The following is a 23,850-nucleotide window of genomic DNA, read 5'->3' on the forward strand; positions in this document are numbered from 1 at the left end:
GCGCCAGTCTTTGCCATCTGTAACGCTTACTTTAACAGAGATCATGTATTGTACTTCATCATCAGAAATAAGCTAGAGCATACCATGGAAAAAACTAAGCGAAGTGCAGAAGGCACGATCAAACAGGAAAAAGTGGGGAATTACCGCTGGGTAGTGTGCGCGCTGCTTTTCTTTGCCACCACCATCAACTACATCGACAGGCAGGTGATCGGTTTGCTGAAGCCTACCCTGGAAAATGAGTTCAACTGGTCGGAGCTGGACTACAGCTATATCATCATGTTCTTTTCGGCTTCCTATGCGCTGGGCTACATTATTTTTGGCAGCATCATCGATAAAGTAGGGTCTAAGCTGGGCTATGCTATTTCTGTTACCTTTTGGAGCATTGCGGCCATGCTGCATGCCGCTGTGCAAACTACGCTTGGCTTTGGTTTGGTGAGGGGATTATTGGGGCTGGCAGAATCGGGTAACTTTCCGGCAGCCGTGAAAGCAGTGGCAGAGTGGTTTCCGAAAAAAGAACGTGCTCTGGCAACCGGTATCTTTAACTCCGGCACCAGCATCGGCGCGGTGGCTGCTCCCTTGCTGGTGCCCTGGATATTGGGGAACTACGGCTGGCAGGAAGCTTTCCTGATTACCGGGGCCTTAGGTTTTATATGGTTGATCTGCTGGTGGTTTTTCTACGAGGTACCTTCACGGCAGAAACGACTGACCACCGAAGAATACGCCTTCATTCACAGCGATAACGAGCCTGACCCGGCGGAAACCACAAGTTCCATCAAGTGGAGCCGTTTGCTACAGGTCCGGCAAACGTGGGTGTTCATCATCGGCAAAGTGCTGACCGATCCGATCTGGTGGTTTTTCCTGTTCTGGCTGCCTTCCTACTTCGCCACTACCTTCAACCTGGACCTGACCAAGCCAAGTCTGCCTTTGGCTGTTGTTTATACCGCCACCACCTTTGGCAGTATCGGCGGGGGCTACCTGTCGTCTTATCTCATCAGGCGGGGCTGGCCGGTACTTAAAGCAAGAAAAACCACTTTGCTGATCGTCGCGTTTGTGGTGTTACCTATTGTGCTGGCAAGGTATGCCCCGGATATTTGGGTAGCTGTGGGTATTATTAGTCTGGCGGCGGCGGCGCACCAGGCCTGGAGTACCAATATTTTTACTATTGTTTCAGATATCGTGCCCAAAAGGGCGGTAAGCTCGGTGGTGGGAATCGGCGGCATGTCCGGCTCCATTGCCTCTACTTTGTTCCCTTTGCTGGTCGGTACGCTGCTGCAGCACTACCAGGATGCCGGTAACATCAGTGCCGGCTACAACATCCTGTTTCTGATCTGTGGCTTTGCCTACCTGCTGGCCTGGCTGCTGATACAGTTGCTTACCAAGAATATGAGGCCGGTTGAATTATAGCTCCACAAAGTAACTGTCGCTTATAGCATCGAATAATTAACTATAATATGAAAAAGTACTCCTACATACTTCTGCTGCTCGTTTTGATGTGCATCCTGGTCTACTGCCAGTCCAGCAAACCTGAAGCGGCACAACAAGCTACGGCTGCGACTGCACCGACACAGGAAGAAGTAAGCCCGCCGGCACCGCTACCGCCAACATTCACGCTGGAGTCTTCGCCGGTTGTTTCACCCGCGCAGTCGCTGGAGCTGATGCAGCTGGAAGATGGGTTTGACGTGAAATTAGTGGCAGCAGAGCCACTGGTCAGCACACCGGTTGCTTTATCTTTTGATTATGACGGGCGCATGTGGGTGGTGGAGATGGAAGGCTACATGCCGGACACCGCAGGCACTGGAGAAGACATCCCACAAGGAAAGGTGGTGATCTTGGATGATACCAACAACGATGGCGTAGCCGATCAGAGGATGGTGTTCCTGGATTCGCTGGTGCTGCCACGGGCCATTTGCCTGATCGATAGCGGAATACTGGTGGCCGAACCGCCGCGTCTGTGGTATTATGAGATAAACAATGACAAGCCGGGAAAACGGACCTTGGTTGATGCTGAGTATGCGACCGGCGGCAATGTGGAGCATCAGCCAAACGGCCTGCTTAGGGCCATGGACAACTGGATCTATAACGCCAAATCAGACAAGCGCTACCGCAAGATCGGAAACAAGTGGGTAAAAGAGCAGACGCATTTCCGTGGCCAGTGGGGCATCAGCCAGGACAATTACGGGCGCCTATACTATAACACGAACTCCGAGAACGTGCTCGGAGACTATTTTTCGCCGGGCTTTGGGGCAACAAACAAAGACCAGCGCGGGGTAGCCGGGTTTGTGGAAAAGATAGTGGAAGACAACCGCGTGTACCCGATCAGGCCCACACCCGGCGTGAACAGAGGGTACATGGAAGGCGTGCTGGACGATAGCCTGCGCCTGGTGAACTTTACAGCTGCCAATAGTCCTTTGGTATACCGGGGTGGCCTTTTTGGGGAGGAGTATGCCGGGAATGTGTTTGTGGCAGAGCCGTCGGCCAATCTTATCAAGCGCAACATCCTGCACGAGAACGGCTATGTGACTGATGGCAAGCAAGCCTATCAAGGCAAAGAGTTTCTGGCAAGCCGAGATGAGCGCTTCCGTCCGGTCAGCCTCTACAACGGCCCTGACGGTGCTTTATACATCGTAGACATGTACCGCGGTATTATTCAGCATAAAACCTACCTAACGACCTACCTCAAAAATCAGATCGGAAAACGGGAGCTCACGCAGCCTTTGGGGTATGGCCGCATCTATAAAGTAGTGCCGGAAAATAAGGCGGCTGCCATGGTAAAGCTGCCCGAAGACCCGGCACAACTGGTGGCTTTACTGGGCCACCCGAACGGCTGGGTGCGCGACAATGCCCAGCAGATGCTGATAGACCGCCATTTTATACAGGCGATTCCGGCGCTGCGGCAAGCTGCTGCCCAAACAGACAAACCGCTGCAGGCCATACACGCGCTCTGGACACTGGAAGGGCTCGGCGCCCTGCAAACAGATGAGGTGGTGGCGCTTTTAAAACAACCTGTATGGCCCGTGCGGATGCAGGCCTTAACGGTACTGCCTTCGGTGCTTGACAAGACCAACTACAAGCAAGTAGTACCGGTGCTGGAGCAATTAGTCACCAGCAACGATGCCTTGGCAGCTCCTTATGTAGCTTTTCTAGCCAACTCTATCCGGCCGCTTGATAAAGTAGCTGCGGATAAACTGTTGCAGAAGGTCGTGAAAAAATACCCGGATGATAAGTATGTGGCTGATGCTGTAATCAGCAACCTGCAGGGCCGTGAAGGTGCGTTCCGGAAAAGTATAGCAGGCATTGCGTCGGACTCGGCACTTGCTTTCAACAAAAGCATACGCAAAGTGATTGCAAACACCAACAGCGCCAAAAAGAACCGGAGTGCTAAAACACTGCTCAAGGAATTTCCAAAAGGAGCAGCGATGTTTGCCTCCACCTGCCAGACCTGCCACGGTCCGGATGGAAATGGCGTGAAGTCTTTGGCGCCGCCGCTGAACCAGTCGGAGTGGGTGCAGGGTGATAAAAGCAGGCTGATTTCCATTGTGCTGTTCGGCCTGACAGGTCCTGTAAAAGTGAACGGCCATTTGTATAAAGCACCGGAGATCAACGGCGACATGCCGGGTATAGGCTATGACAAGTCTCTCTCTAACGAAGATATCGCACAAGTGCTAAGTTTTATTCGCCAGTCGTGGCGGAACGATGCCGAAAGAGTTACTGCTGCAGAAGTAAAAGGCGTGCGGGAAAAACTGAAAGGGCGCCAAAAAGCTTTCACCATAAAGGAATTGACAAACCAACGTTAAGCATACTTTTTAGGTCTGCTATGGTGCTGTTACTTTATACTTGCAGGTGTACCAGATAGCGGATGCCGAATAAACAATACCTGCCATCGCCTTTATGCCAGGCGCAATGGGTGTTTTGGCATGCAGCACACGGGCTTCTTTCCGCTATTTGTTAGTATCGTATCACAATAGGGTATGCTGCTATAATTCCTTTTGCAACAGAGGCGCTATCTTACAGCAGCATTAAGAGCAGGAACAGGAGCCGCAAAGTAAACAACACCTTCATTCCGCTCTTTAAGCTGCTTGCCTGTCTTTGCTTTAATTAGGTCAGCGAGCTTTTAGAAAGTGGAGGCTTTAGAGGTAGCAAACCCTGTATCTATTAGTTTCAAACAGATGTATATGTATAGCGGGGGCAGCGGCTCAAAGCTGCAGTGGGGAAGGAGCTTATTTTATTGCTGGGGAACGAGGAGAGCAGTATCAACTACAAAGATAACTGGTATTCGGCAGGATAGTACTTTTTTATACTTCTTCGGGCTTGTAAGGCCGAACCTGGCCGCTGTGCTGGATTGTGAAGCAAATACCGAAATAATATTTGCCCCTGACCCTTCACCGGACGAAGTCGTCTGTGTGATAAATGGGATTTCGGAGGGATCAGAATTGAAGAAGATTACCTGATCATGCCGGAAGGAAAGCGCTTGCTGGGGAAACAGTTGCTCCGGACAGCAGCCGGGCTGGAGGAACTGAGGTCATCGTAGCTGTTAGCAATCTTCCTTTATACGTTTTTATTCATTAAGCATTTTCCTGCATGAAAAAACAACTGTTCGCCGGCATTGTAGCCTTCGCCCTGGTTTTCTGCTCCATACCTTCCCTGCAGGCGCAAACGCCCGTGTTCACGCACCAGGATACCCTGCGCGGCAGTATCACCAAAGAGCGGGCATGGTGGGATCTGACGTATTATCACTTGCAAGTGAAGGTTAACCCTGCTGATAGTACGATCCGCGGAGCCAACACCATTCAATATAAAGTGCTCGAGCCGAACCAGCTGATGCAGATCGATCTGCAGCCTCCTATGGCGATTGAAAAGGTAGAGCAGCAGGGCAAAGCACTTGCCTTTACACGGGATGGCAACGCCTACCTGATTCAGCTCGCAGAAAAGCAGGTTCCTGGTTCAATCAATGCCATTGAGGTGACATTTGGCGGCAAGCCGCAGGTAAGTAAGAATCCACCCTGGAGCGGCGGTATCACCTGGAAAAAAGATGCCCAGGGGCAGCCATTCATCGCAAATTCAAATCAGGGAGATGGCGCCAGCCTGTGGTGGCCCTGCAAAGACCACATGTATGACGAGGTGGACAGCATGCTGATCAGCGTAACAGTGCCGAAGCAGCTGATGGATGTCTCGAATGGTAAGCTCCGGAACGTGGAGCAGCATACTGATGGCACTACAACCTACCACTGGTTTGTCGCGAACCCCATCAACAACTATGGCGTGAACCTGAGTGTGGGCGATTATGCCCATTTTTCAGAGAAGTTTCAGGGCGAGAAGGGACTGCTGGACTGCAATTATTACGTGCTGAAAGAAAACCTGGAGAAAGCGAAAGTACAGTTTAAAGATGCGGCCAGAATGCTCACCGCGTTTGAATATTGGTTTGGACCTTATCCGTTTTATGAAGATGGCTACAAACTCATAGAAGTGCCCTACACAGGGATGGAGCACCAGAGTGCCGTTACGTATGGCAATGGCTATAAGAATGGCTACAGGGGCAGAGATGAAAGCGGCACCGGCTGGGGCTTTAAGTTCGACTTTATTATCATTCATGAATCCGGCCACGAGTGGTTTGCCAACAACATCACCTATAGAGACATTGCCGACATGTGGATTCATGAGAGCTTCACCAACTATGCCGAAAGCCTGTTTGTGGAATACTACTATGGCAAGGAAGCCGGAAAGGCTTACGTACGCGGCACCCGCCGCGGTATAAAGAACCAAAAGCCCATCATCGGAATCTACAATGTCAATTACGAAGGGTCGGGTGATATGTATCCGAAGGGCGGGAACATGCTGCACACCTTGCGCCAGGTTGTAAATGATAACGACAAATGGCGGCAGATCCTTCGGGGGCTGAACCGCGACTTTTACCATCAGACCGTGAGCACGCAACAAATAGAAAACTACCTTAGCGAGCACACAGGCTATAACCTGTCCGGCTTTTTTGACCAGTACCTGCGCGATGTACGCATTCCGAGGCTGGAATATAAGGTAGTAGATCGCAAGTTAAAGTATAGGTGGGCCAACTGTGTGCAGGACTTCAGCATTCCGGTGAAAGTATACCTGAATAGCAAGGAAAAGTGGCTGAAACCAACTACAACCTGGCAGGAACTGAAGGGCGTAAACAAAGGCACGCTCCTGCAGGTAGATCCTGATTTCTATGTAGAAGCGGCAGAAGTAGCGGTGCTGTAAATGCAGGGCAGCTACATACCAGTGTATTTACTCCAAGTATAGCTGGCAAAGGCCCACCTCAGTGGCTGCCTTGTTGCGCCAAAGCCTGAAAGCATATATCAGTTAGGGAATACTCTTAAATAAGCAGTTCGAGGTTAAAAAATCTCTTTATGTGTTAATATAGTATTACGATTGGCTAATTTTCAGGAACTCCTTTGCTACTATGTTTAATACCTTAGCATAAGTAAATCAAGAATAAGCTAAACCCTAAAACAAACAAGGTATTTCTAAGCTGCCCAAGTATAGCACACGAGGCAGGAAGGATACATATGTCTGATCGACAAATAGAACAGCCAGACGCTTTAATCTCAGTTGATCTTTGAAGCTTGGCCAGAAGTATAACATGCGGTAAACGCTGCTTCGGCGCCTGCCCGAGCAGGGAGGTATAGCTGTAGCTGCTTGTATGAGAATTGCTTTATAAATCCTATAAAATTTTACTTATGGCTAAACCTCCGGACTATGTAAGTACGCTGAAGCAGGCTTATAACATAAGGCGTATGCATACGATGTATAGCAATCCTTGAGCTGGTATAACAGTTTTTCAAAGTACATGTAACTTCTTATTGAATAGAATTATGAAATGGAAATTGGTTAAGCAAATTTTCACAGTGACTACCTATGCCCTTGTGGGTGCCGGAATTACCTGCTGTTGGGCGGCACCGGCGCAAGCTGCTCCCAATGGTGCAAGCGTCTTTCGGTTTGCAGATGCGCAGATATCGGGAGTTGTAACTTCTTCGGAGGATAACAGTCCGCTACCGGGCGTAACTATTGTTGTAAAGGGCAGCAGCATAGGCGCTACTACCGATGCCCAGGGGCGCTACCAGATCACAGTGCCCGAAAATGCAACGCTGCTGTTCAGTTATATTGGGTTTACGACCAAAGAAGTACCGGTAAACAACCAGACACAGTTAAACGTGTCTCTGGCACCCGATCAAAAGCAGTTGAGTGAAGTTGTGGTGATTGGTTATGGTACCCAGCGGAAAGGCGATGTAACCAGTTCGGTGGCCAGCGTAAAGCAGGAGGATTTTACAAAAGGAGCCGTGCGCGATGCAGCACAGCTCATTCAGGGGAAAGTAGCCGGTTTGCAGGTGTCTACCCCTAGTGGCGACCCTACCGCAGGCACCCAGATTTCACTCCGGGGTATTACCTCACTGCTCGGCAATACCAGCCCGCTGGTGCTGATAGACGGCATTCCGGGTGACCTGAACACCGTAGCGCCCGAGGACATTGAGTCGGTGGATATCCTGAAAGATGGCTCTGCCGCCGCTATTTATGGTACACGCGGCACCAACGGCGTGATCCTTATCACCACTAAAAAGAACAACGGCGTGCAGCGCTCCACCATCCAGTACAGCGGCTATGCCAGTGTGCAGACAATTGCCCGCCGGCCGGAGTTCTTAACAGCAGACGACTACCGCAGGCTGATCGGAGAAGGGGTAGGCTTTGAAGACTTAGGTGCTTCCACAGACTGGTTTAAGGAGATCACCCGCACGCCTTTCAGCCACACGCATAACCTGAGCATACTAGGAGGCTCCGCTAACACGAACTATACAGCCTCCTTAAACTACAGAAACTGGGAAGGTATTTTCGATAAGTCTGATTTCCAGCGTGTCATAGGCCGTGTGGATATCAACCATGCCATGTTCAACGATAAGCTGATCATCAACATGAACATGATCACTCGAAACCAGAAGTACTGGACCGGGGGAGATGGTGCCAGCTTTAACGATTATGTATACCGCCAGTCTGTTATCCGCAACCCGACAGATAGCGTGCGGAACAGCAATGGCGGCTGGGTGGAACGGAGCATTTACTTTTACGACAACCCGGTGGCTTATATCGCAGAAACAGATGGGGAGAACCGGCAGCGTGAAATGCGCCTGAATGGTAGCATCAGCTGGATGCCTGTTTCTGATCTGCGGCTTAAGCTGATGGCATCCAGTAACAACCAGACCGAGGAAAGAGGCTATGCCGAAACGAAACAGCATGTCTCTACGGTGAAGAACGGAAGAAACGGTTATGCCTCCCGGGGCACAGATGATTTCAGGGATAATTTGCTGGAGTTTACAACTGATTATTCCAAAACCATTGGCAACCATCGCTTTACTGCCCTGGGCGGATACAGTCACCAGGAGGTAACGGATGAAGGTTTCTGGATGCAGAACTGGGATTTTCCGACAGATCAGTACACCTATAACAGGATGGAAAGTGGCAGCGCCTTATCGCGGGGACAGGCACCCATGAGCAGCTACAAGAACTCTTATAAACTGATCGGCTTCTTCGGGCGCCTGAATTATACCTGGAACGACAAGTATATGCTGATGGCAAGTATACGCCACGAGGGATCGTCCAAGTTCGGGGCTAACCACAAGTGGGGCAATTTCCCGGCCATTTCTGCAGGTTGGAGGATTAGCGCTGAACCCTTTATGAAAGGAATCACCGCCATCAACGACCTGAAGCTGCGGGCTGGCTACGGCGTAACAGGCTTGGCGCCAAACCAGTCCTACCTGTCGCTGACAAGCCTGAACTATGGAAGCCGTTTTTTATATAACGGCGAATGGATACAACAGCTGACACCGGTACGCAACCCGAACCCCGACCTGCGCTGGGAGAAAAAGCAGGAGTATAACGCCGGCATCGACTTCTCGCTGTTCAGCAACCGCGTGTATGGCAGTGTGGATGTATACCGCCGCAACACCAAAGACATGTTGTGGGACTACCAGGTGCCGGTGCCGCCATACCTTTACAATAGTATAACTGCCAACGTAGGGGAGATGCGCAACGAAGGACTGGAAGTATTGTTGAACCTGGATCCGGTGCGCACACAGGACTTGCAGTGGACCACCAGCCTGAACTACTCGACCAACCGCAATACGCTGGTTTCGCTCTCCAACGAGCTCTTCCAGACAACCAACGACTTCTTTGACACCGGCTATACCGGCGAGCCCATCCAGGAATCGACCCATCGGGTGAAAGTCGGTGGCCCGATCGGAGACTTTTATGGCTACAAATCAGTAGACATCGATGAGAACGGCAGGTGGATAATTGAAAGCGAAACCGGCGAACACATTCCGCTGGACGATGCATCGCCGGATGACAAGAAGGTGATAGGCAACGGACTTCCCAAGTTCTATGCCGGCTGGAACAACACGGTTCGCTACAAGAACATCGACCTGACCGTGAACATGCGGGGCGCGTTTGGCTTTCAGGTATTAAACTTCCAGCGCATGTTTTACGAGAACCCCAAGGTAACGCAGTATAACATGCTCAAGTCTGCCTTCGATAATGTATATGGCAAAGCAAGATTAAACAGCGACCTGGCCTATGTAAGCTATTATGTTGAAGACGGAGACTACTGGAAAATTGACAATGCAACGCTGGGTTATACCCTACAAATGCCGGAGAATAAAATCGTGAGAAACGCTCGGATCTATGTTTCCGCCCTGAACCTGCTGACGATCACCGGCTACAAAGGCATAGACCCGGAAGTGACCCGTACCGGCGACGATGGACTCTCTCCGGGGAACGACTACCGGGACAAATACCCCACAACGCGTACGTTTACCGCTGGTATTAATCTGACTTTCTAAAATCTTCAAGAAAACTACGATGAGAAAAAGAATCATACCTTATATCCTCACGATAGCAGTGGGAGTATCCGTTTCGGTGAGTTCCTGTACAGACCTGGATGAGGAAGTATACGACCAGTTGCTGGCGGATAAGTTTAACCCAACCGAGAACGACATCGGCGCTGTCATTGCCCCGGTTTATACCATTCTGCGGCCCATGATGATGGGCTGGCAGCCATACTTTGATGTGCAGGAAGAAAGTGCTGACATTATTGTAACTCCCGTGCGGCCAAACGGCTGGTACGATGGGGGCACTTACCAGCGGATGCACCGCCATACCTGGTCCTCGCTGGAGTGGCAACCAACCAACCTCTGGAACAACTGCTACAACGGCATCAATTCGGCGAACCGCGTTATTTACCAGATCGAGTCAGGAGAGATTCCGATTACACAGGGGCAGGAAAACCTGATTGCTGAGCTGAAGACGGCACGTGCTTTTTACTATTCCATCCTGTGCGACAACCACGGCAACGTGCCCATCGTGACCGACTATACCGCTACCGAACTGCCTCAGCAGAGCAGCCGCCAGGAGGTGTATGATTTTGTGGTGAAGGAGCTCAACGAAAATATCCCTCTGTTAAGCGAAGAAGCAGGCAAATCGACTTACGGCCGCTTTAATAAATGGGCTGCAAAAGCGGTTTTGGCTAAGATGTACCTCAATGCCGAAGTATACACCGGCACGCCTGCATGGGATAAATGTATACAGGAATGCAACGACATCATCAACTCAGGTGCTTACATGCTGGAGCCAAATTACCGGGACAACTTTAAGACAGACAATGAAGGCTCCCGCGAAAACATCTTCGTAGTGCCTTATGATGAAAACCTGGCCACTGGCTTTATCATGCACATGAAGACGCTGGACCCGCTGTCGCAGCAGGTATACAAAATGGAAGCCCAGCCTTGGGGGGGAAACTGCGCTATCCCGCAATTCATCAATACCTATGATCCGGAAGATGGCCGCCTGAAAGCTACCTGGATACAGGGCAAGCAGTATACCCCAGAGGGCAAAGAGATCATCGACTATACCAAGCAGGTAGATGGCATCGAGATGGCTGCCTCCAACCAGGGATACCGCATGGGCAAGTATGAGATCAAGCTGGGGGCAAGAGGTAATCTCAGCAACGACTTCCCAGTGTTCCGGTATGCAGAAGTGCTGATGATGAAAGCCGAGTCGCTCCTGCGCCAGGGACAGGCCGATGAGGCAGCTGCTATTGTTACCGAAGTGCGACAACGCGCCTTCAAGGATACTGATCCGGAGAAAGCGGTAGTAACAGGCCAGGAGTTAATAAAGGGAAGTACCTACAACTATGGTTACTGGGAAAACGGACAGGTAAAGAATGCCGAAGGAGGCGCTGATATCCAGTTCGGAAGATTTCTGGATGAACTGGGATGGGAATTTGCCGCCGAAGCGCACCGCCGCCAGGACCTGATCCGCTTCGGGGTGTTTACGACCAAAACCTGGTTTAACCACCAGCCCAACGGAGCAGACAAGATCCTGTTCCCAATTCCAGATGCGGAAATCAATAAAAATCCGAATCTGAAGCAAAATCCTGGATATTGATTAAGAAAATTGGTTAATTGGTTAGTTAGAGAAAACTGTTCACCCGCCTCTGTTCCTGTAACGGAGGCGGTGGGCGGTTTCCTTCCGTACCGGCTTTTTACTTCTGAATAGACCAGTTCCGCATGCATAATCTTCCTCTTTATAGAAAGCGAACGATCTTCAAAAGCACCTCCTTTTACAGCCAGGCCACGGCGCTACTATTGCTTGCCTTCCTCCTGGGCCATACTAGAGCGGTGCAGGCACAAGGCACCAAAGCCGACTACCAGCGGGCGGAGGCACTGAAAGAGGCCTTAAAAGAGCAAGTATTTTATGCGCCGACCAGCTTTCACTGGCTCGAAAAAGGCAACAGCTTTTGGTATAGCAGCATCACACCCAAAGGGCGGAAATTTGTGCTGGTGGATGCGCATAAGCAAACCCGGAAACCAGCCTTTAACCAAGAAAAGCTGGCAACGAGTTTGGCGGCTGCGTCAGGTAAAGAAGTAAAGCCTTACGACCTGCCTTTCACTACCATTTCTTATACCGCTGACGGAAAAGCAATTGAATTTACGGCGCTGGAAAACAAGTGGCGCTGTGCCTTAAATACCTATAAATGCCAGCAGATCGGCAAAGCCGTGGCAGAGCAGAAAGACAACCGCTACTGGGGCGATGGCTGGGACGAACAGAGCCAAAAGCCCGTTCCATCGCCGGACGGAAAGTGGGAGGCTTACATCAAAAATTACAACGTATACATTCGGCCGGCAACTGGCAGGGGGCAAGAGCAGCAACTCAGCTATGACGGGTCAGAAGGGGAGTTCTATTCGTCTTTTATCGCCTGGGCGCCGGATTCTAAAAAGTTAGCGACCAACAAGGTGCGGCCGAATATAAAGCATCTGGTTTATTTGATTGAGTCTTCGCCGGAAGATCAGCTACAGCCTAAACTGCACTCCCGCAATTACCTGAAGCCCGGCGATGCACTGCCGCAAAAAACGCCGCAGCTTTTTATGATAGATACCAGGGAGCAGCGAAGTATGGATCCTTCCCTTATCAGCAACCAGTATGCCCTGTCAGCTCCCGATTGGCGAAAAGACAGCCGCGCTTTTACCGTAGGGTATAACCAGCGCGGGCACCAGGTATACAAGGTGCTGGAGATGGATGCCGCCTCCGGGCATGTGAAGGAGCTGATTGATGAAGAGAGCAAAACGTTCATCGATTACAGCGGGAAACTATACCGGTATGATGTGGCCGATGGCAAAGAGATCATCTGGGCATCGGAACGCGACGGATGGAATCATTTATACTTGTATGATGGCCAGACAGGGAAAGTAAAAAACCAGATCACCAAAGGAAACTGGGTGGTGCGAAACGTCGTGCAGGTTGATGAGCCTACGCGCACCATTATCTTCGAGGGCAGCGGGCGGGAACAAGGCCAGGACCCTTACCTGATCCAATATTATAAAGTAAACTTTGACGGCTCCGAACTCACGCCCCTGACCACGGAGAATGCAAACCACAAGGCTACCTTCTCACCGGATTATACTTATTTTGTCGATAGCTACTCGCGGGTAGAGATGCCGCCGGTAACGGTGCTGCGCCGCACATCGGATGGCAAAGTGCTGATGGAACTGGAAAAAGCAGACATCGCCAGACTGCTGCAAACCGGCTGGAAAATACCCGAAACTTTTACTGCCAAGGGCAGAGACAATGAAACGGATATCTGGGGGATCATCATCCGGCCCTCCAACTTTGATCCGGCGAAATCATACCCTGTGATCGAGTATATTTATGCGGGTCCGCAGGATTCTTTTGTGCCGAAAACCTTTAACTCGGATTTCCGCTACCAATTCCTGCACGCGTTGGCAGAACTGGGATTTATTGTGGTGCAGATGGATGGTATGGGTACCTCTAACCGCTCAAAAGCTTTTCATGATGTATGCTGGAAAAACCTGAAAGATGCCGGTTTTCCAGACCGCATTGCCTGGATAGAGGCAGCTGCCGCAAAGTACCCGTACATGGACATTAACCGCGTCGGCATTTTCGGGAATTCTGCAGGGGGGCAAAGTTCGGCGGGAGCGCTGCTGTTCCATCCGGAGTTTTACAAAGTAGCCGTTTCTTCATCGGGCTGCCACGACAACCGCATGGATAAAATGTGGTGGAATGAGCAGTGGATGGGATACCCGATCGGGCCGCAGTATGCCGCTTCATCAAACGTTACGAATGCCGCCAAGCTACAGGGCAAACTGCTGTTGATTTTGGGAGAGATGGATGATAACGTGGACCCCTCTTCTACAATGCAGTTTGTAAATGCTCTGATCAAGGCAAATAAGAACTTCGACTTTCTGCTGGTGCCGGGTATGGGGCACTCGTTGGGCGGAGACTATGGCGAACACAAGCGGCGCGACTTTTTTGTGAAACACCTGCTGGGTGTAGAGCCGCCTGAATGGGAAGGACAGCAAGGTATAGCGCCTGCGCCCTGATAGCGCCAACCACGGGTTCGATTGCCTCAGACAAGATGGGGCGTAAATTTATCGCGGTGCATTTTTACATACTCAGAAGGAGTATAGTTCGTGATTTCCTTAAACTGCCGGTTAAAGTAAGAGATGTTGTCATAGCCGCAGGCAAAGGCTGTTTCCCGGATGTTCCACTTGTCTTCAATAAGCAGGCGGCAGGCATGCCCAATGCGGATCTCGTTGAGGAACCTGGAAAAGGTTTTGCGGGTATGTTGCTTAAAATAACGGCAAAAGGCATTTATACTCATGTTGGCTATATCGGCAGCTTCCTGGAGCTTGATTTCTTCCGAAAAGTTGTTCATGATATAGGTGAAAACGTCGTTTATCTTTTTGCTATCTGTGTCTTTCTGGGGGCCATCGAAGCCAACAGACGAGAGCAACTCCAGTTCTTTGGAAGTGGCCAGCACATTGAGAATGGCAAAGACCTGTAAAAGCTTTTCGAAGCCTTGCTGCGAAAGCAGTTCGTGCACCATGGCCGCTACTTTTCGTTTGGTATCGCCTTTTACCCGGATGCCCCGCTTGCTGTTGAGCAGCAGTTTCTGGATAGCGTATACTTCCGGCAGGGCAAAGAATTTTTCGCCAAAGGACTCGGCATCGAAGAAAACAGACGTGTTCCGGGCTTTTAACCCGGCGTCCGGTTCATAGTGCTTTTTATCGTTCCGGAACACATGCGGCAGGTTGGAGCCCAGCAAAAAAATATCTCCGGATTTAAAATTGCCGATGCTGTCGCCGATAAACCGGGTGCCGGAGCTCTCGTGTATATTCATCAGCTGTATTTCCGGATGGAAATGGAGGTTGTCGTAGAAAAAGTCCTGTTCTTCATATTGTACCCGGATGGATTCACCGGACGTTTTGGGGATCTTAAAGTATACAGGTTTCATAGTAGTAATTTATGAATGTCTACGAATATGATCGATAAATTAGAAAATAATAGTGAAAGATGGTAATAGAGTATCAGGAATAGGTAAAATACTGAACCTGCCTTTTGTGCCGAAGCCTTAGTTTTGTTTTATACAATCCAAAGTATAATATAATCAGTTAATTAAATTGTAAACGCTATGACCGTAAAATGGGAGGGGGTGTTCCCCGCTGTAACGACAAAGTTTACCGATGCAGACAAGCTTGATATTCCGGCCTTTTTAAAGAACATCCAGGCCCAGCTTGCGGCCGGCGTAAACGGCATTATTCTGGGAGGTACCCTGGGAGAGGCCAGTACCTTAACCGACGAAGAAAAAAATGTGCTGGTGCAGGAAACAGTTGCCTATGTGGACGGAAAGGTGCCGGTGATTCTGAACATTGCCGAACAAACAACTTCCAAAGCCATGGAGGTAGCGGCCATGGCCCGCAAAAACGGGGTAAGCGGCCTGATGCTGTTGCCGCCCATGCGGTATAAAGCCGATCATCGAGAAACGGTGAGCTACTTTACCGCGATCGCCCAGTCCACCGACCTGCCCATCATGATCTATAACAACCCGATCGATTACCGCATCCTCGTCACATTGGATATGTTTGAAGAGTTGACGAAATTAGAGAACATCCAGGCTGTGAAGGAGTCTACGCGGGAGGTATCGAACGTGACAAAGATGATCAACCGGTTTGGCAAGCGTTTTAAGATCCTGTCTGGGGTGGATACGCTGGCATTGGAAAGCCTGCTGCTGGGTGCCGATGGCTGGGTAGCCGGCCTGGTTTGTGCTTTCCCGGCAGAGACGGTGGCCATCTATAAACTCATGAAGGCCGGGCGCTGCGAAGAAGCCGTGCAGCTGAACCGGTGGTTTTTTCCTTTACTGGAGCTGGATGTGCATCCCAAACTGGTGCAGAACATCAAGTTGGCCGAAGTACTAACAGGCTTGGGCACGGAAGCGGTGCGGCTGCCCCGTATGCCGTTAGAGGGGGAGGAAAGGGAGCAGGTGCTCAGCATTATTCAGGAGGCACTGGAAAACCGTCCGGTATTGCCGGTGTTAGAAGCAGCGCCTGCTGCTCCGGTTTATTCAGAAAACGGAGCCTAGCGCATCTCTACCAGTGCTTTCCTATTTTATCACAATGACTTAACGTAACAGAACATGTCTTTTGATGCCGTATTCGATAAAGCAGTAGAAGCATTTAAAGTATACAAGAAGATTGCTCCCGCAGAAAAGGGCCAGTTTCTGAGAACCATAGCCGAAGAGATCGAGCAGTTGGGAGATGCCTTGTTGCAGACGGCCCATCAGGAGTCTAACCTGCCGCTGGCCCGGCTAAGCGGCGAACGGGGCAGAACTACAAGCCAGCTGCGCCTTTTTGCCAGTCTGGTAGAGGAGGGCTCCTGGGTAGAAGCAACGATAGATACGGCCTTGCCTGAGCGCAGCCCTGCCCCGAGAGCAGACCTGCGCCGGATGCTGGTACCGCTGGGGCCGGTGGTCGTTTTTGGCGCGAGCAACTTTCCTTTTGCTTTCTCTACAGCCGGAGGAGATACTGCTTCTGCGCTGGCCGCCGGCTGCCCAGTGGTTTATAAAGAGCACCCGGGGCACGCGCAAACATCACAGCTGGTATACGGCGCCATTCAAAAAGCACTCCACCGCTGCGGCTTGCCGGAGGGCGTCTTTCAGCACGTACAGGGCGGAGCAGATGTGGGCCAGGCACTAGTAAAGCATCCTAAAGCAAAAGCTGTCGCTTTTACAGGCTCTTTTAAAGGGGGCAAAGCTATTTTCGACCAGGCATGCCGGCGCGAACAACCGATTCCGGTTTATGCCGAGATGGGCAGCATCAATCCTGTTTTTGTATTGCCGCAAAAAGCAGCGGCAGATCAGCAGCAACTGGCCCGGCAGGCGGCACAGTCCGTGTTGCTGGGTGTTGGGCAATTCTGCACGTGCCCGGGGCTCATCTTTTACCCCGAAGGAGCCGCATCCGAAGAATTTCTGCAAGCGCTTACCGGTGAACTGGAAGCAGCGCCGGCAGCTAACATGCTGCATCAAACGATTTGCAACAGTTACTACAAAGGCGTAAACCAACTGCTGGCAGAGAGCGGTGTTGAAAAAGTAGTTGCCCCGGATAAAGACGTGTTGGTGGGCAATGCTGCGCTGGCCCGCACAACCTTGTCGCAGTGGTTGCAAAACCCGGCGTTGCAGGAGGAGGTGTTCGGGCCTTTTACGCTTGTGGTCACTTATAATAACCCGGAGGAGCTGGAATTGGCTGCGGAGAAGCTGCAGGGGCAGCTGACCTGCACGCTTTGGGGCACAGCGGCAGAACTGGAGCAGGCAGGCAAGCTGGTAGATGCGCTACGTGAAAAGTGCGGTCGCCTGCTGTTCGAAGGGGTGCCTACAGGGGTAGAAGTAAGCCCTGCCATGACCCATGGTGGTCCTTTCCCGGCTACAACCGACAGCCGCAGTACATCCGTGGGCACCTATGCTATCAAGCGCTTTGCCCGGCCTGTTACCTTTCAGTCAGCTCCGCCGGAGCTATTGCCGGAGGAGCTGAAAGACCGGAATGAAGGCTCGATCTGGCGCACCATCAATAATAACCTGACACAAGACAGCCTGTAACTACACCCTTTATGGCGCGAAAAACATTTTTCTGCATTGATGCGCACACCTGCGGCAACCCGGTCCGGCTTGTGGCCGGAGGAGGACCCATTTTGCAGGGGGCAAACATGAGCGAAAAGCGGCAGCATTTTTTGCAGGACTATGACTGGATCAGGAGAGGCCTCATGTTTGAGCCCCGGGGCCACGATATGATGTCGGGCAGCATCCTTTACCCACCGCATGATCCTGAAAACGATATTGCAGTGCTGTACATCGAGACTAGCGGATGCCTGCCCATGTGTGGCCACGGTACCATTGGTACGGTGACCATTGCCCTGGAAGAAGGCCTGATCACCCCCAAAACACCGGGGCAGTTGCGCCTGGAAACGCCGGCCGGGCTTGTAAAAGTGAGCTATACAGAGGAAGGCCGGAAAGTAAAGACCGTGAAGCTAACCAATGTGGCCTCGTACCTGGCAGCAGAAGAGCTGACGGTGGAGTGTCCGGAATTGGGGCAACTGACGCTAGATGTCGCGTATGGCGGTAATTTTTACGGCATCATCGATCCGCAGGAGAACTTCCCTGGGCTGCAGAACTTTACAGCAGATAAGCTGATTGCCTGGAGCCGCGTGATCCGAGAGCGCATGAATGAAAAGTATACGTTTGAGCATCCGGAGAATCCAACCATCAGGGGGCTTTCGCACATCCTTTGGACGGGAGACACCCTGCTGCCAACCTCTACCGCCCGTAATGCAGTTTTCTACGGAGACAAAGCCATTGACCGCTCTCCCTGCGGCACCGGCACCTCGGCACGTATGGCGCAGTGGTATGCCAAGGGCCTGTTGAAACCGGGGCAGGAGTTTATTCACGAGAGCTACATCGGCTCCATTTTTAAAGGCACCATTGAAGGCGAAACAACAGTGGCGGGCAAACCGGCCATCCTGCCCGGAATAGAAGGATGGGCTATCGTAACAGGGCTCAATTCTATTTTTCTGGATGATGAAGACCCTTATGTACACGGATTTCAAGTGATCTAAGTATGAGCAGAGTTGTTATAATCGGCGGCGGTATCATTGGGTTGTTTACCGCTTATTATTTGTCGGAGGAGGGCTTTGAGGTTACGATCCTGGACAAAGGGGATCTGGCGGATAACTGCTCCATCGGCAATGCAGGTATGATCGTGCCAAGCCATATTGTGCCGCTGGCTTCGCCGGGTATTATCGGGAAAGGGCTGAAGTGGATGCTGTCCGCTACGAGTCCTTTTTACATTCATCCCAGGCTTAACTGGAGGCTAATGGAGTGGTGCCTGCATTTTTATAAAGCAGCTACCAAAAAGCACGTGGCCTACAGCATTCCGTACCTGAAAAACCTTAGCCTGTTAAGCAAGAGCTTATACCTCAGCATCGCCGAGCAACACCCCTCCGTGGACCTGGGCCTGGAGCAGAAAGGGCTGCTAATGCTGTACAAAACGGAAGAAGCAGCACACGAGGAAACGGCGTTTGCTCAGCTGGCGCGACAGAGCGGGCTGGAAGCCGATGTGCTTTCAAGAGAGGAGGTGCAGCAACTGGAGCCGCACCTGGAAATGGATGTGCTGGGCGGCGTTTACTTTCCGGGCGACGCACACCTGCACCCGGCTAAGCTCAACAACTTTCTGTTGCATCATCTGGAGGAGAAGGGGGTGAAAATTATGCGGCACACTGAGGTGCTCGATTTCTCTTTTTCCGGCAGGGCCGTGAAGGCAGTGTTAACAGATAAAGGCGACCAGCCCGCAGACTATGTCATCGTATGTGCCGGCTCACACTCGGGCGAGGTGGCCCGGAAATTACAACTGAACCTGCCGATGCTCGGCGGCAAAGGCTATAGTTTCGTGGCACCTAATGTTCCCCCGATTCAGCTGCCCGCCATTTTGGTAGAGGGAAAAGTTGCCGTTACGCCTTACGGTGATAAGGTGCGTTTTGGGGGTACCATGGAAATAACGGAGGCCAACCACCGGATCAATATGAACCGGGTAAAAGGCATTCAGGATGCGGTGGGCAGGTACTACGGCAGTTTTCAGTGCTCTATGCCGGCGCAGCAGGAGGTCTGGAGCGGTCTGCGGCCATGCTCCCCGGACGGGCTGCCCTACATTGGCTTTACCGAACGCTGGGATAATGTACTGTTTGGCACCGGCCATAGTATGATGGGCATTAGCCTGGCGCCGGCTACAGGCAAAGTGCTCGCAGCGCAGCTCCTGAACAGAAAAGAGCCTCTCCTCATCGATGCCTTTTCTCCTGACAGGTATAGCAAAGCAATACGCTCCAGAGCAATTACCCGGATTGATACTATAAAAGCCGTTAGCTGACAAACGGCGGCAAAGCAACCGATACTTGCCTCCTCTAACCTATACAGACCTACAATATGAAATTATCTACTGCTTACTTCGTTTCGTTTCTCCTGTTGCTGGGGCTTGCTGTACCTGTTGCTCAGGCGCAGGATACGGCTGCACCTTACCGGCAAACTGACGATATAAGCGAACTGATGGTGCGGTTAAACGCTGACGAAGGCAGCCTGAGCCGTTTCTACCTGATGAAGAATGCACCGGAAACGGTAGCCCGGTTTCAGGAGCTTTACAACCAGTACCTGCCGGAGCTCAGCCGCATGAATTACGACGCGATGAATACAGGCAGCCGCGTAGATTACCTGCTGACAAAACGGGACTTGGAAAATAAGCTGCGTCTGCTCGATATCGCTTCCAAAGAGTATGCCCAGATCAGCAAGTGGATTCCGTTTGCGGAGAAAGTATACGCGCTGGAAAAGCCCCGCAGAAGAGGCCTCACACCTGACGGAAAGAAAATAGCTACAGAACTGAATGCCATCGAAAAAGAGATCACTACGGCAAAGGCAGCCCTGGAAAAAGAACCTTTCCTGAACAGGAACCTTGCCTATAAACTGCAGAACACCATCAATGACCTGCAGGCGGGGCTGAAAAGTGTGTACACGTTCTACTACGACTATAATCCGGGCTTTACGTGGTGGGTGCCGGAACCTTATAAACGGGTAGATGCGCTACTGACAAGCTATGCCGCGCTGGCCGAGAAAAAGGGAAACGTGCCCGCCAAAGGCCAGAAGACGGATGCCAGCGGTATTGCTGGTCTTCCCATCGGCAGGGAAGAGCTTATCAAGCAGCTGCAGTACGAAATGATCCCTTACACCCCGGAAGAGCTGATCACGATTGCCAACAAAGAGTTTGCCTGGTGCGATAAGGAAATGCTGAAAGCTTCGCATGAGATGGGCTTCGGCGACGACTGGCACCGTGCCCTGGAGCAGGTGAAGAATTTTTACGTGCCGGAAGGAGAGCAGCCGGAAGCGATGCTGAAGCTCTACAACGAGTCAGTTGATTTTATCAAGCAAAAGGACCTGATCACTATTCCGCCATTGGCAGAAGAAACCTGGCGCATGGAGATGATGACGCCGGAGCGCCAGCTCGTTAATCCCTTCTTTCTGGGAGGAGAAACGCTGATCATCTCTTACCCGACCAGCACGATGGCGCAGGCGGACAAGCTGATGAGTATGCGGGGCAACAACCCTCATTTCTCGCGGGCCACCGTGCACCATGAGCTGATCGCGGGCCATCACCTGGAAGGTTTTATGAACAACCGCTACAAAACGTACCGCGATTTCTACACGCCTTTCTGGATAGAGGGCTGGTCGCTGTATTGGGAGATGCTGCTCTGGGACCAAGGCTTCCCGCAATCGCCAGAGGACAAGGTGGGGATGCTTTTCTGGCGCATGCACCGCTGTGCCCGTATCATCTTCTCGCTCAATTACCACCTGGGCAAATGGACGCCGCAGCAATGTATAGACTTCCTGGTAGACCGGGTGGGGCATGAGCGGGCTAATGCCGAAGGCGAAGTGCGCCGTTCCTTCGAAGGCCACTACGGCCCTTTATACCAGGTAGCCTACATGATGGGCGGGCAGCAGTTTTATGCCTTGAAAAAAGAATTGGTAGACAGCGGCAAAATGACTTACAAGCAATACCACGATGCCGTGATGCACGAAAATAGCCTTCCGGTAGAAATGGTACGGGCGATACTGCTTAAGCAGCAACTCCCCAAAGACTATAAAACAAGCTGGCGGTTTTATGACATGGATGCAGCCTCTGCAACTACAGCGAACGGCCGGGCAGCTGTTAAATAAACGGGACTTATGAGAATACCTCCAAACTACCTGAAACTGCTCCGGCTCCTGTTAATCTGGCTGCCGTTGGTGCTCTTTTCCCTGCCAGGAGTTGCGCAGGAGGGAAAAGGTATTTACTGGATGAAAGCAGGCGATGCGTATGCCCGGCAGGAAGCGGAAGGCATTGTGACTTATACGCTGCCGGCCCAAAGCAAGCAGCTTATACTTGCCCGCGAAAAGCTGGTGCCTTCCGGTGCAACGGAGCCGCTCCAGGTGCAGGATTTCTCTTTTTCGGAGGATAAGCAGAAGCTGCTGCTTTTTACGAACACCGTTAAAGTATGGCGCCTTCATACCAAAGGCGACTACTGGGTGTATGACCTGGCCGGGCAACGCCTGCGCAAGCTGGGACAGAACTTACCTGCCTCTTCCCTGATGTTTGCCAAGTTTTCGCCGGATGGCAAGCAGGTGGGCTACGTAAGTGGCCATAACATTTATGTTGAGAATCTGGCGGATGGCACAGTGAAGCAGCTGACAACAGATGGCAGCCGGAAACTGATAAACGGCACCTTCGACTGGGCGTACGAAGAGGAATTTAGCTGCCGCGATGGGTTTCGCTGGAGCCCGGACAGCAGGAAGATTGCCTACTGGCAACTGGATGCCACAGGTGTAAAAGATTACCTGCTCTTTAACGACACTGATTCCATTTATCCCACAGTGCATCCGGTAGAATACCCGGTGGCCGGAGAGGCTCCCTCGCCTTACAAGATCGGGGTGGTAGAGGTAGCTACAAAAAATACCCGCTGGATGAACCTGCCCGGCGATCCACAGCAGCATTATGTGCCCCGTATGGCCTGGGCAGCCAACGCAGACGAACTGATCCTGCAACAACTCAACCGCAAACAGAATGAAAGCAAACTTTTTCTTTGTAATGCCACGACCGGCCAGGTAAAGCCGGTATACACAGAGAATGATAAAGCCTGGATAGACATTCTGCCTTCCTGGGACAGCAAGTATAACGACAGTGGCTGGGACTGGCTGCAGGAGGGCCGGGAGTTTTTGTGGGCCAGTGAGAAAGACGGATGGCGCCACCTGTACCGCATCAGCCGCGACGGCAAAAAAGAAACGCTTCTGACAAAAGGCAACTACGACGTAATGGAGATTGTAGCGGTGCAGGAGACAGAAGGGTACATATACTTCATGGCCTCGCCAAACAATGCTACGCAGGCTTACCTGTACCGCACGCGCCTGAACGGGAAAGGTAAGGCAGAACGCCTGACACCTATAACTGAGGCCGGCACCCACCACTATACTTTGTCGCCGAGCGGCAAGTATGGCTATCACAGCTTCTCGAACCATTATACAAAGCCAGTTTCAGAGTGGGTGTCGCTGCCGCGGCATAAGGCACTGAACGGAACCAGTGCTGTGGACCAGGCTCTGGCACAGGCTGCTACATCGGCGCCTTCGCTCCGGTTCTTTAAAGTAAAAACCGCCGATGGAGTGGAGATGGATGCCTGGATGGCAAAGCCTGAGCCGTTCGACTCCACCAAGAAGTATCCGATTGTGTTCTACGTGTACACAGAACCTGCGGGGCAAACGGTGCTGGATACCTATGGTGCGGGGATGAACGGCCTGTACAGAGGCAGTATGGCCGAAGATGGCTATATCTATGTATCGGTAGATGGCAGGGGAACGCCTGCCTCAAAGGGGCGCGAGTGGCGGAAAAGTATTTACCGCAAAATCGGAGTGCTGAACATACAGGACCAGGCCGCAGCCGCCAGAGAGATCCTGAAACTGCCTTACGTGGATACCACTCGGGTGGCAGTATGGGGATGGAGCGGCGGCGGCTCCACCACCTTAAACCTGCTTTTCCAGTACCCGGACATCTATAAAACAGGCATCGCGGTGGCGGCCGTGGGCAATCAGCTGACTTACGACAACATTTACCAGGAGCGCTACATGGGGCTGCCGCAGGAAAACCTGGAGGACTTTGTACGGGGCTCACCGATTACGCACGCAAAAAACCTGCGGGGGCACCTGTTGTACATCCACGGCACCGGCGACGATAATGTACACTACAACAATGCTGACATGCTGCTGAACGAACTGATCAAGTATAACAAGCAGTTTCAGGTGATGCCATACCCTAACCGCACACATAGTATATCAGAAGGCGAAGGCACGCAGGAACACTTGTCTACACTTTATACCAATTACCTGCGGCAATACTGCCCTCCGGGAGGACGCTAGCTGGCTTG

15 protein-coding genes are annotated in these 23,850 nt (G+C 51.7%); 14 read left to right on the top strand and 1 reads right to left on the bottom strand.

The window, feature by feature from the left end; translation table 11 throughout:
• Nucleotides 1–84 precede the first annotated feature (84 nt).
• The 8 genes from ABDW72_RS00790 to ABDW72_RS00820 all read left to right on the top strand — a co-directional run bounded on the left by ABDW72_RS00790 (nucleotide 85) and on the right by ABDW72_RS00820 (nucleotide 13,916).
• The gene (locus ABDW72_RS00790) at nucleotides 85–1,404 is read left to right on the top strand and encodes an MFS transporter (RefSeq protein ID WP_347156528.1); all 1,320 of its coding nucleotides are present in this window, start codon (nucleotides 85–87) and stop codon (nucleotides 1,402–1,404) included.
• A 47-nt stretch (nucleotides 1,405–1,451) separates the two neighbouring features.
• Complete coding sequence (locus ABDW72_RS00795; RefSeq protein ID WP_347156529.1) at nucleotides 1,452–3,794, top strand: DUF7133 domain-containing protein; 2,343 nt, start codon at nucleotides 1,452–1,454, stop codon at nucleotides 3,792–3,794.
• A gap of 324 nt (nucleotides 3,795–4,118) precedes the next feature.
• Nucleotides 4,119–4,448 carry an aminopeptidase P N-terminal domain-containing protein gene (locus ABDW72_RS00800; RefSeq protein WP_347156530.1) on the top strand — a complete coding sequence of 110 codons (330 nt, stop codon included), beginning with the start codon at nucleotides 4,119–4,121 and terminating at the stop codon, nucleotides 4,446–4,448.
• A gap of 2 nt (nucleotides 4,449–4,450) precedes the next feature.
• A complete protein-coding gene (locus ABDW72_RS20420; protein WP_488168635.1) occupies nucleotides 4,451–4,528 on the top strand; it encodes a hypothetical protein in 78 nt (25 codons plus the stop codon).
• Between the two features lie 50 nt (nucleotides 4,529–4,578).
• Complete coding sequence (locus ABDW72_RS00805) at nucleotides 4,579–6,231, top strand: M1 family metallopeptidase (RefSeq protein WP_347156531.1); 1,653 nt, start codon at nucleotides 4,579–4,581, stop codon at nucleotides 6,229–6,231.
• Between the two features lie 614 nt (nucleotides 6,232–6,845).
• Complete coding sequence (locus tag ABDW72_RS00810; protein WP_347156532.1) at nucleotides 6,846–9,860, top strand: SusC/RagA family TonB-linked outer membrane protein; 3,015 nt, start codon at nucleotides 6,846–6,848, stop codon at nucleotides 9,858–9,860.
• Nucleotides 9,861–9,879: 19 nt separating this feature from the next.
• The gene (locus ABDW72_RS00815; RefSeq protein WP_347156533.1) at nucleotides 9,880–11,463 is read left to right on the top strand and encodes a RagB/SusD family nutrient uptake outer membrane protein; all 1,584 of its coding nucleotides are present in this window, start codon (nucleotides 9,880–9,882) and stop codon (nucleotides 11,461–11,463) included.
• 122 nt (nucleotides 11,464–11,585) lie between these two features.
• Nucleotides 11,586–13,916, top strand: coding sequence for a S9 family peptidase (locus ABDW72_RS00820; RefSeq protein WP_347156534.1), 2,331 nt, complete (start codon nucleotides 11,586–11,588; stop codon nucleotides 13,914–13,916).
• A gap of 26 nt (nucleotides 13,917–13,942) precedes the next feature.
• On the opposite strand, the gene ABDW72_RS00825 is transcribed toward ABDW72_RS00820, so the two are convergent.
• The gene (locus ABDW72_RS00825) at nucleotides 13,943–14,830 is read right to left on the bottom strand and encodes an AraC family transcriptional regulator (protein ID WP_347156535.1); all 888 of its coding nucleotides are present in this window, start codon (nucleotides 14,828–14,830) and stop codon (nucleotides 13,943–13,945) included.
• A gap of 177 nt (nucleotides 14,831–15,007) precedes the next feature.
• Between ABDW72_RS00825 and ABDW72_RS00830 the strand changes: the two genes are divergently transcribed.
• Genes ABDW72_RS00830 through ABDW72_RS00855 form a run of 6 tightly spaced genes read left to right on the top strand, consistent with a single transcriptional unit; the run spans nucleotide 15,008 to nucleotide 23,842 of the window.
• On the top strand, nucleotides 15,008–15,955 hold the full coding sequence (locus ABDW72_RS00830; RefSeq protein WP_347156536.1) for a dihydrodipicolinate synthase family protein: 948 nt from the start codon (nucleotides 15,008–15,010) through the stop codon (nucleotides 15,953–15,955).
• Nucleotides 15,956–16,009: 54 nt separating this feature from the next.
• Nucleotides 16,010–17,464 (top strand): aldehyde dehydrogenase (NADP(+)), encoded by a 1,455-nt coding sequence (locus ABDW72_RS00835; RefSeq protein ID WP_347156537.1) that lies wholly within the window; start codon nucleotides 16,010–16,012, stop codon nucleotides 17,462–17,464.
• 11 nt (nucleotides 17,465–17,475) lie between these two features.
• Nucleotides 17,476–18,477: a 4-hydroxyproline epimerase gene (locus tag ABDW72_RS00840; protein WP_347156538.1), complete on the top strand. Its 1,002-nt coding sequence runs from the start codon at nucleotides 17,476–17,478 to the stop codon at nucleotides 18,475–18,477.
• Nucleotides 18,478–18,479: 2 nt separating this feature from the next.
• Nucleotides 18,480–19,781, top strand: coding sequence for an NAD(P)/FAD-dependent oxidoreductase (locus tag ABDW72_RS00845; protein WP_347156539.1), 1,302 nt, complete (start codon nucleotides 18,480–18,482; stop codon nucleotides 19,779–19,781).
• Between the two features lie 56 nt (nucleotides 19,782–19,837).
• Nucleotides 19,838–21,616 (top strand): DUF885 family protein, encoded by a 1,779-nt coding sequence (locus ABDW72_RS00850; RefSeq protein ID WP_347156540.1) that lies wholly within the window; start codon nucleotides 19,838–19,840, stop codon nucleotides 21,614–21,616.
• Between the two features lie 9 nt (nucleotides 21,617–21,625).
• Complete coding sequence (locus tag ABDW72_RS00855) at nucleotides 21,626–23,842, top strand: S9 family peptidase (RefSeq protein ID WP_347156541.1); 2,217 nt, start codon at nucleotides 21,626–21,628, stop codon at nucleotides 23,840–23,842.
• Nucleotides 23,843–23,850 lie beyond the last annotated feature (8 nt).

The sequence above is a fragment of the Pontibacter chitinilyticus genome (assembly GCF_039748935.1).
In the GTDB taxonomy this organism is placed as follows: Bacteria; Bacteroidota; Bacteroidia; order Cytophagales; family Hymenobacteraceae; genus Pontibacter; species Pontibacter chitinilyticus.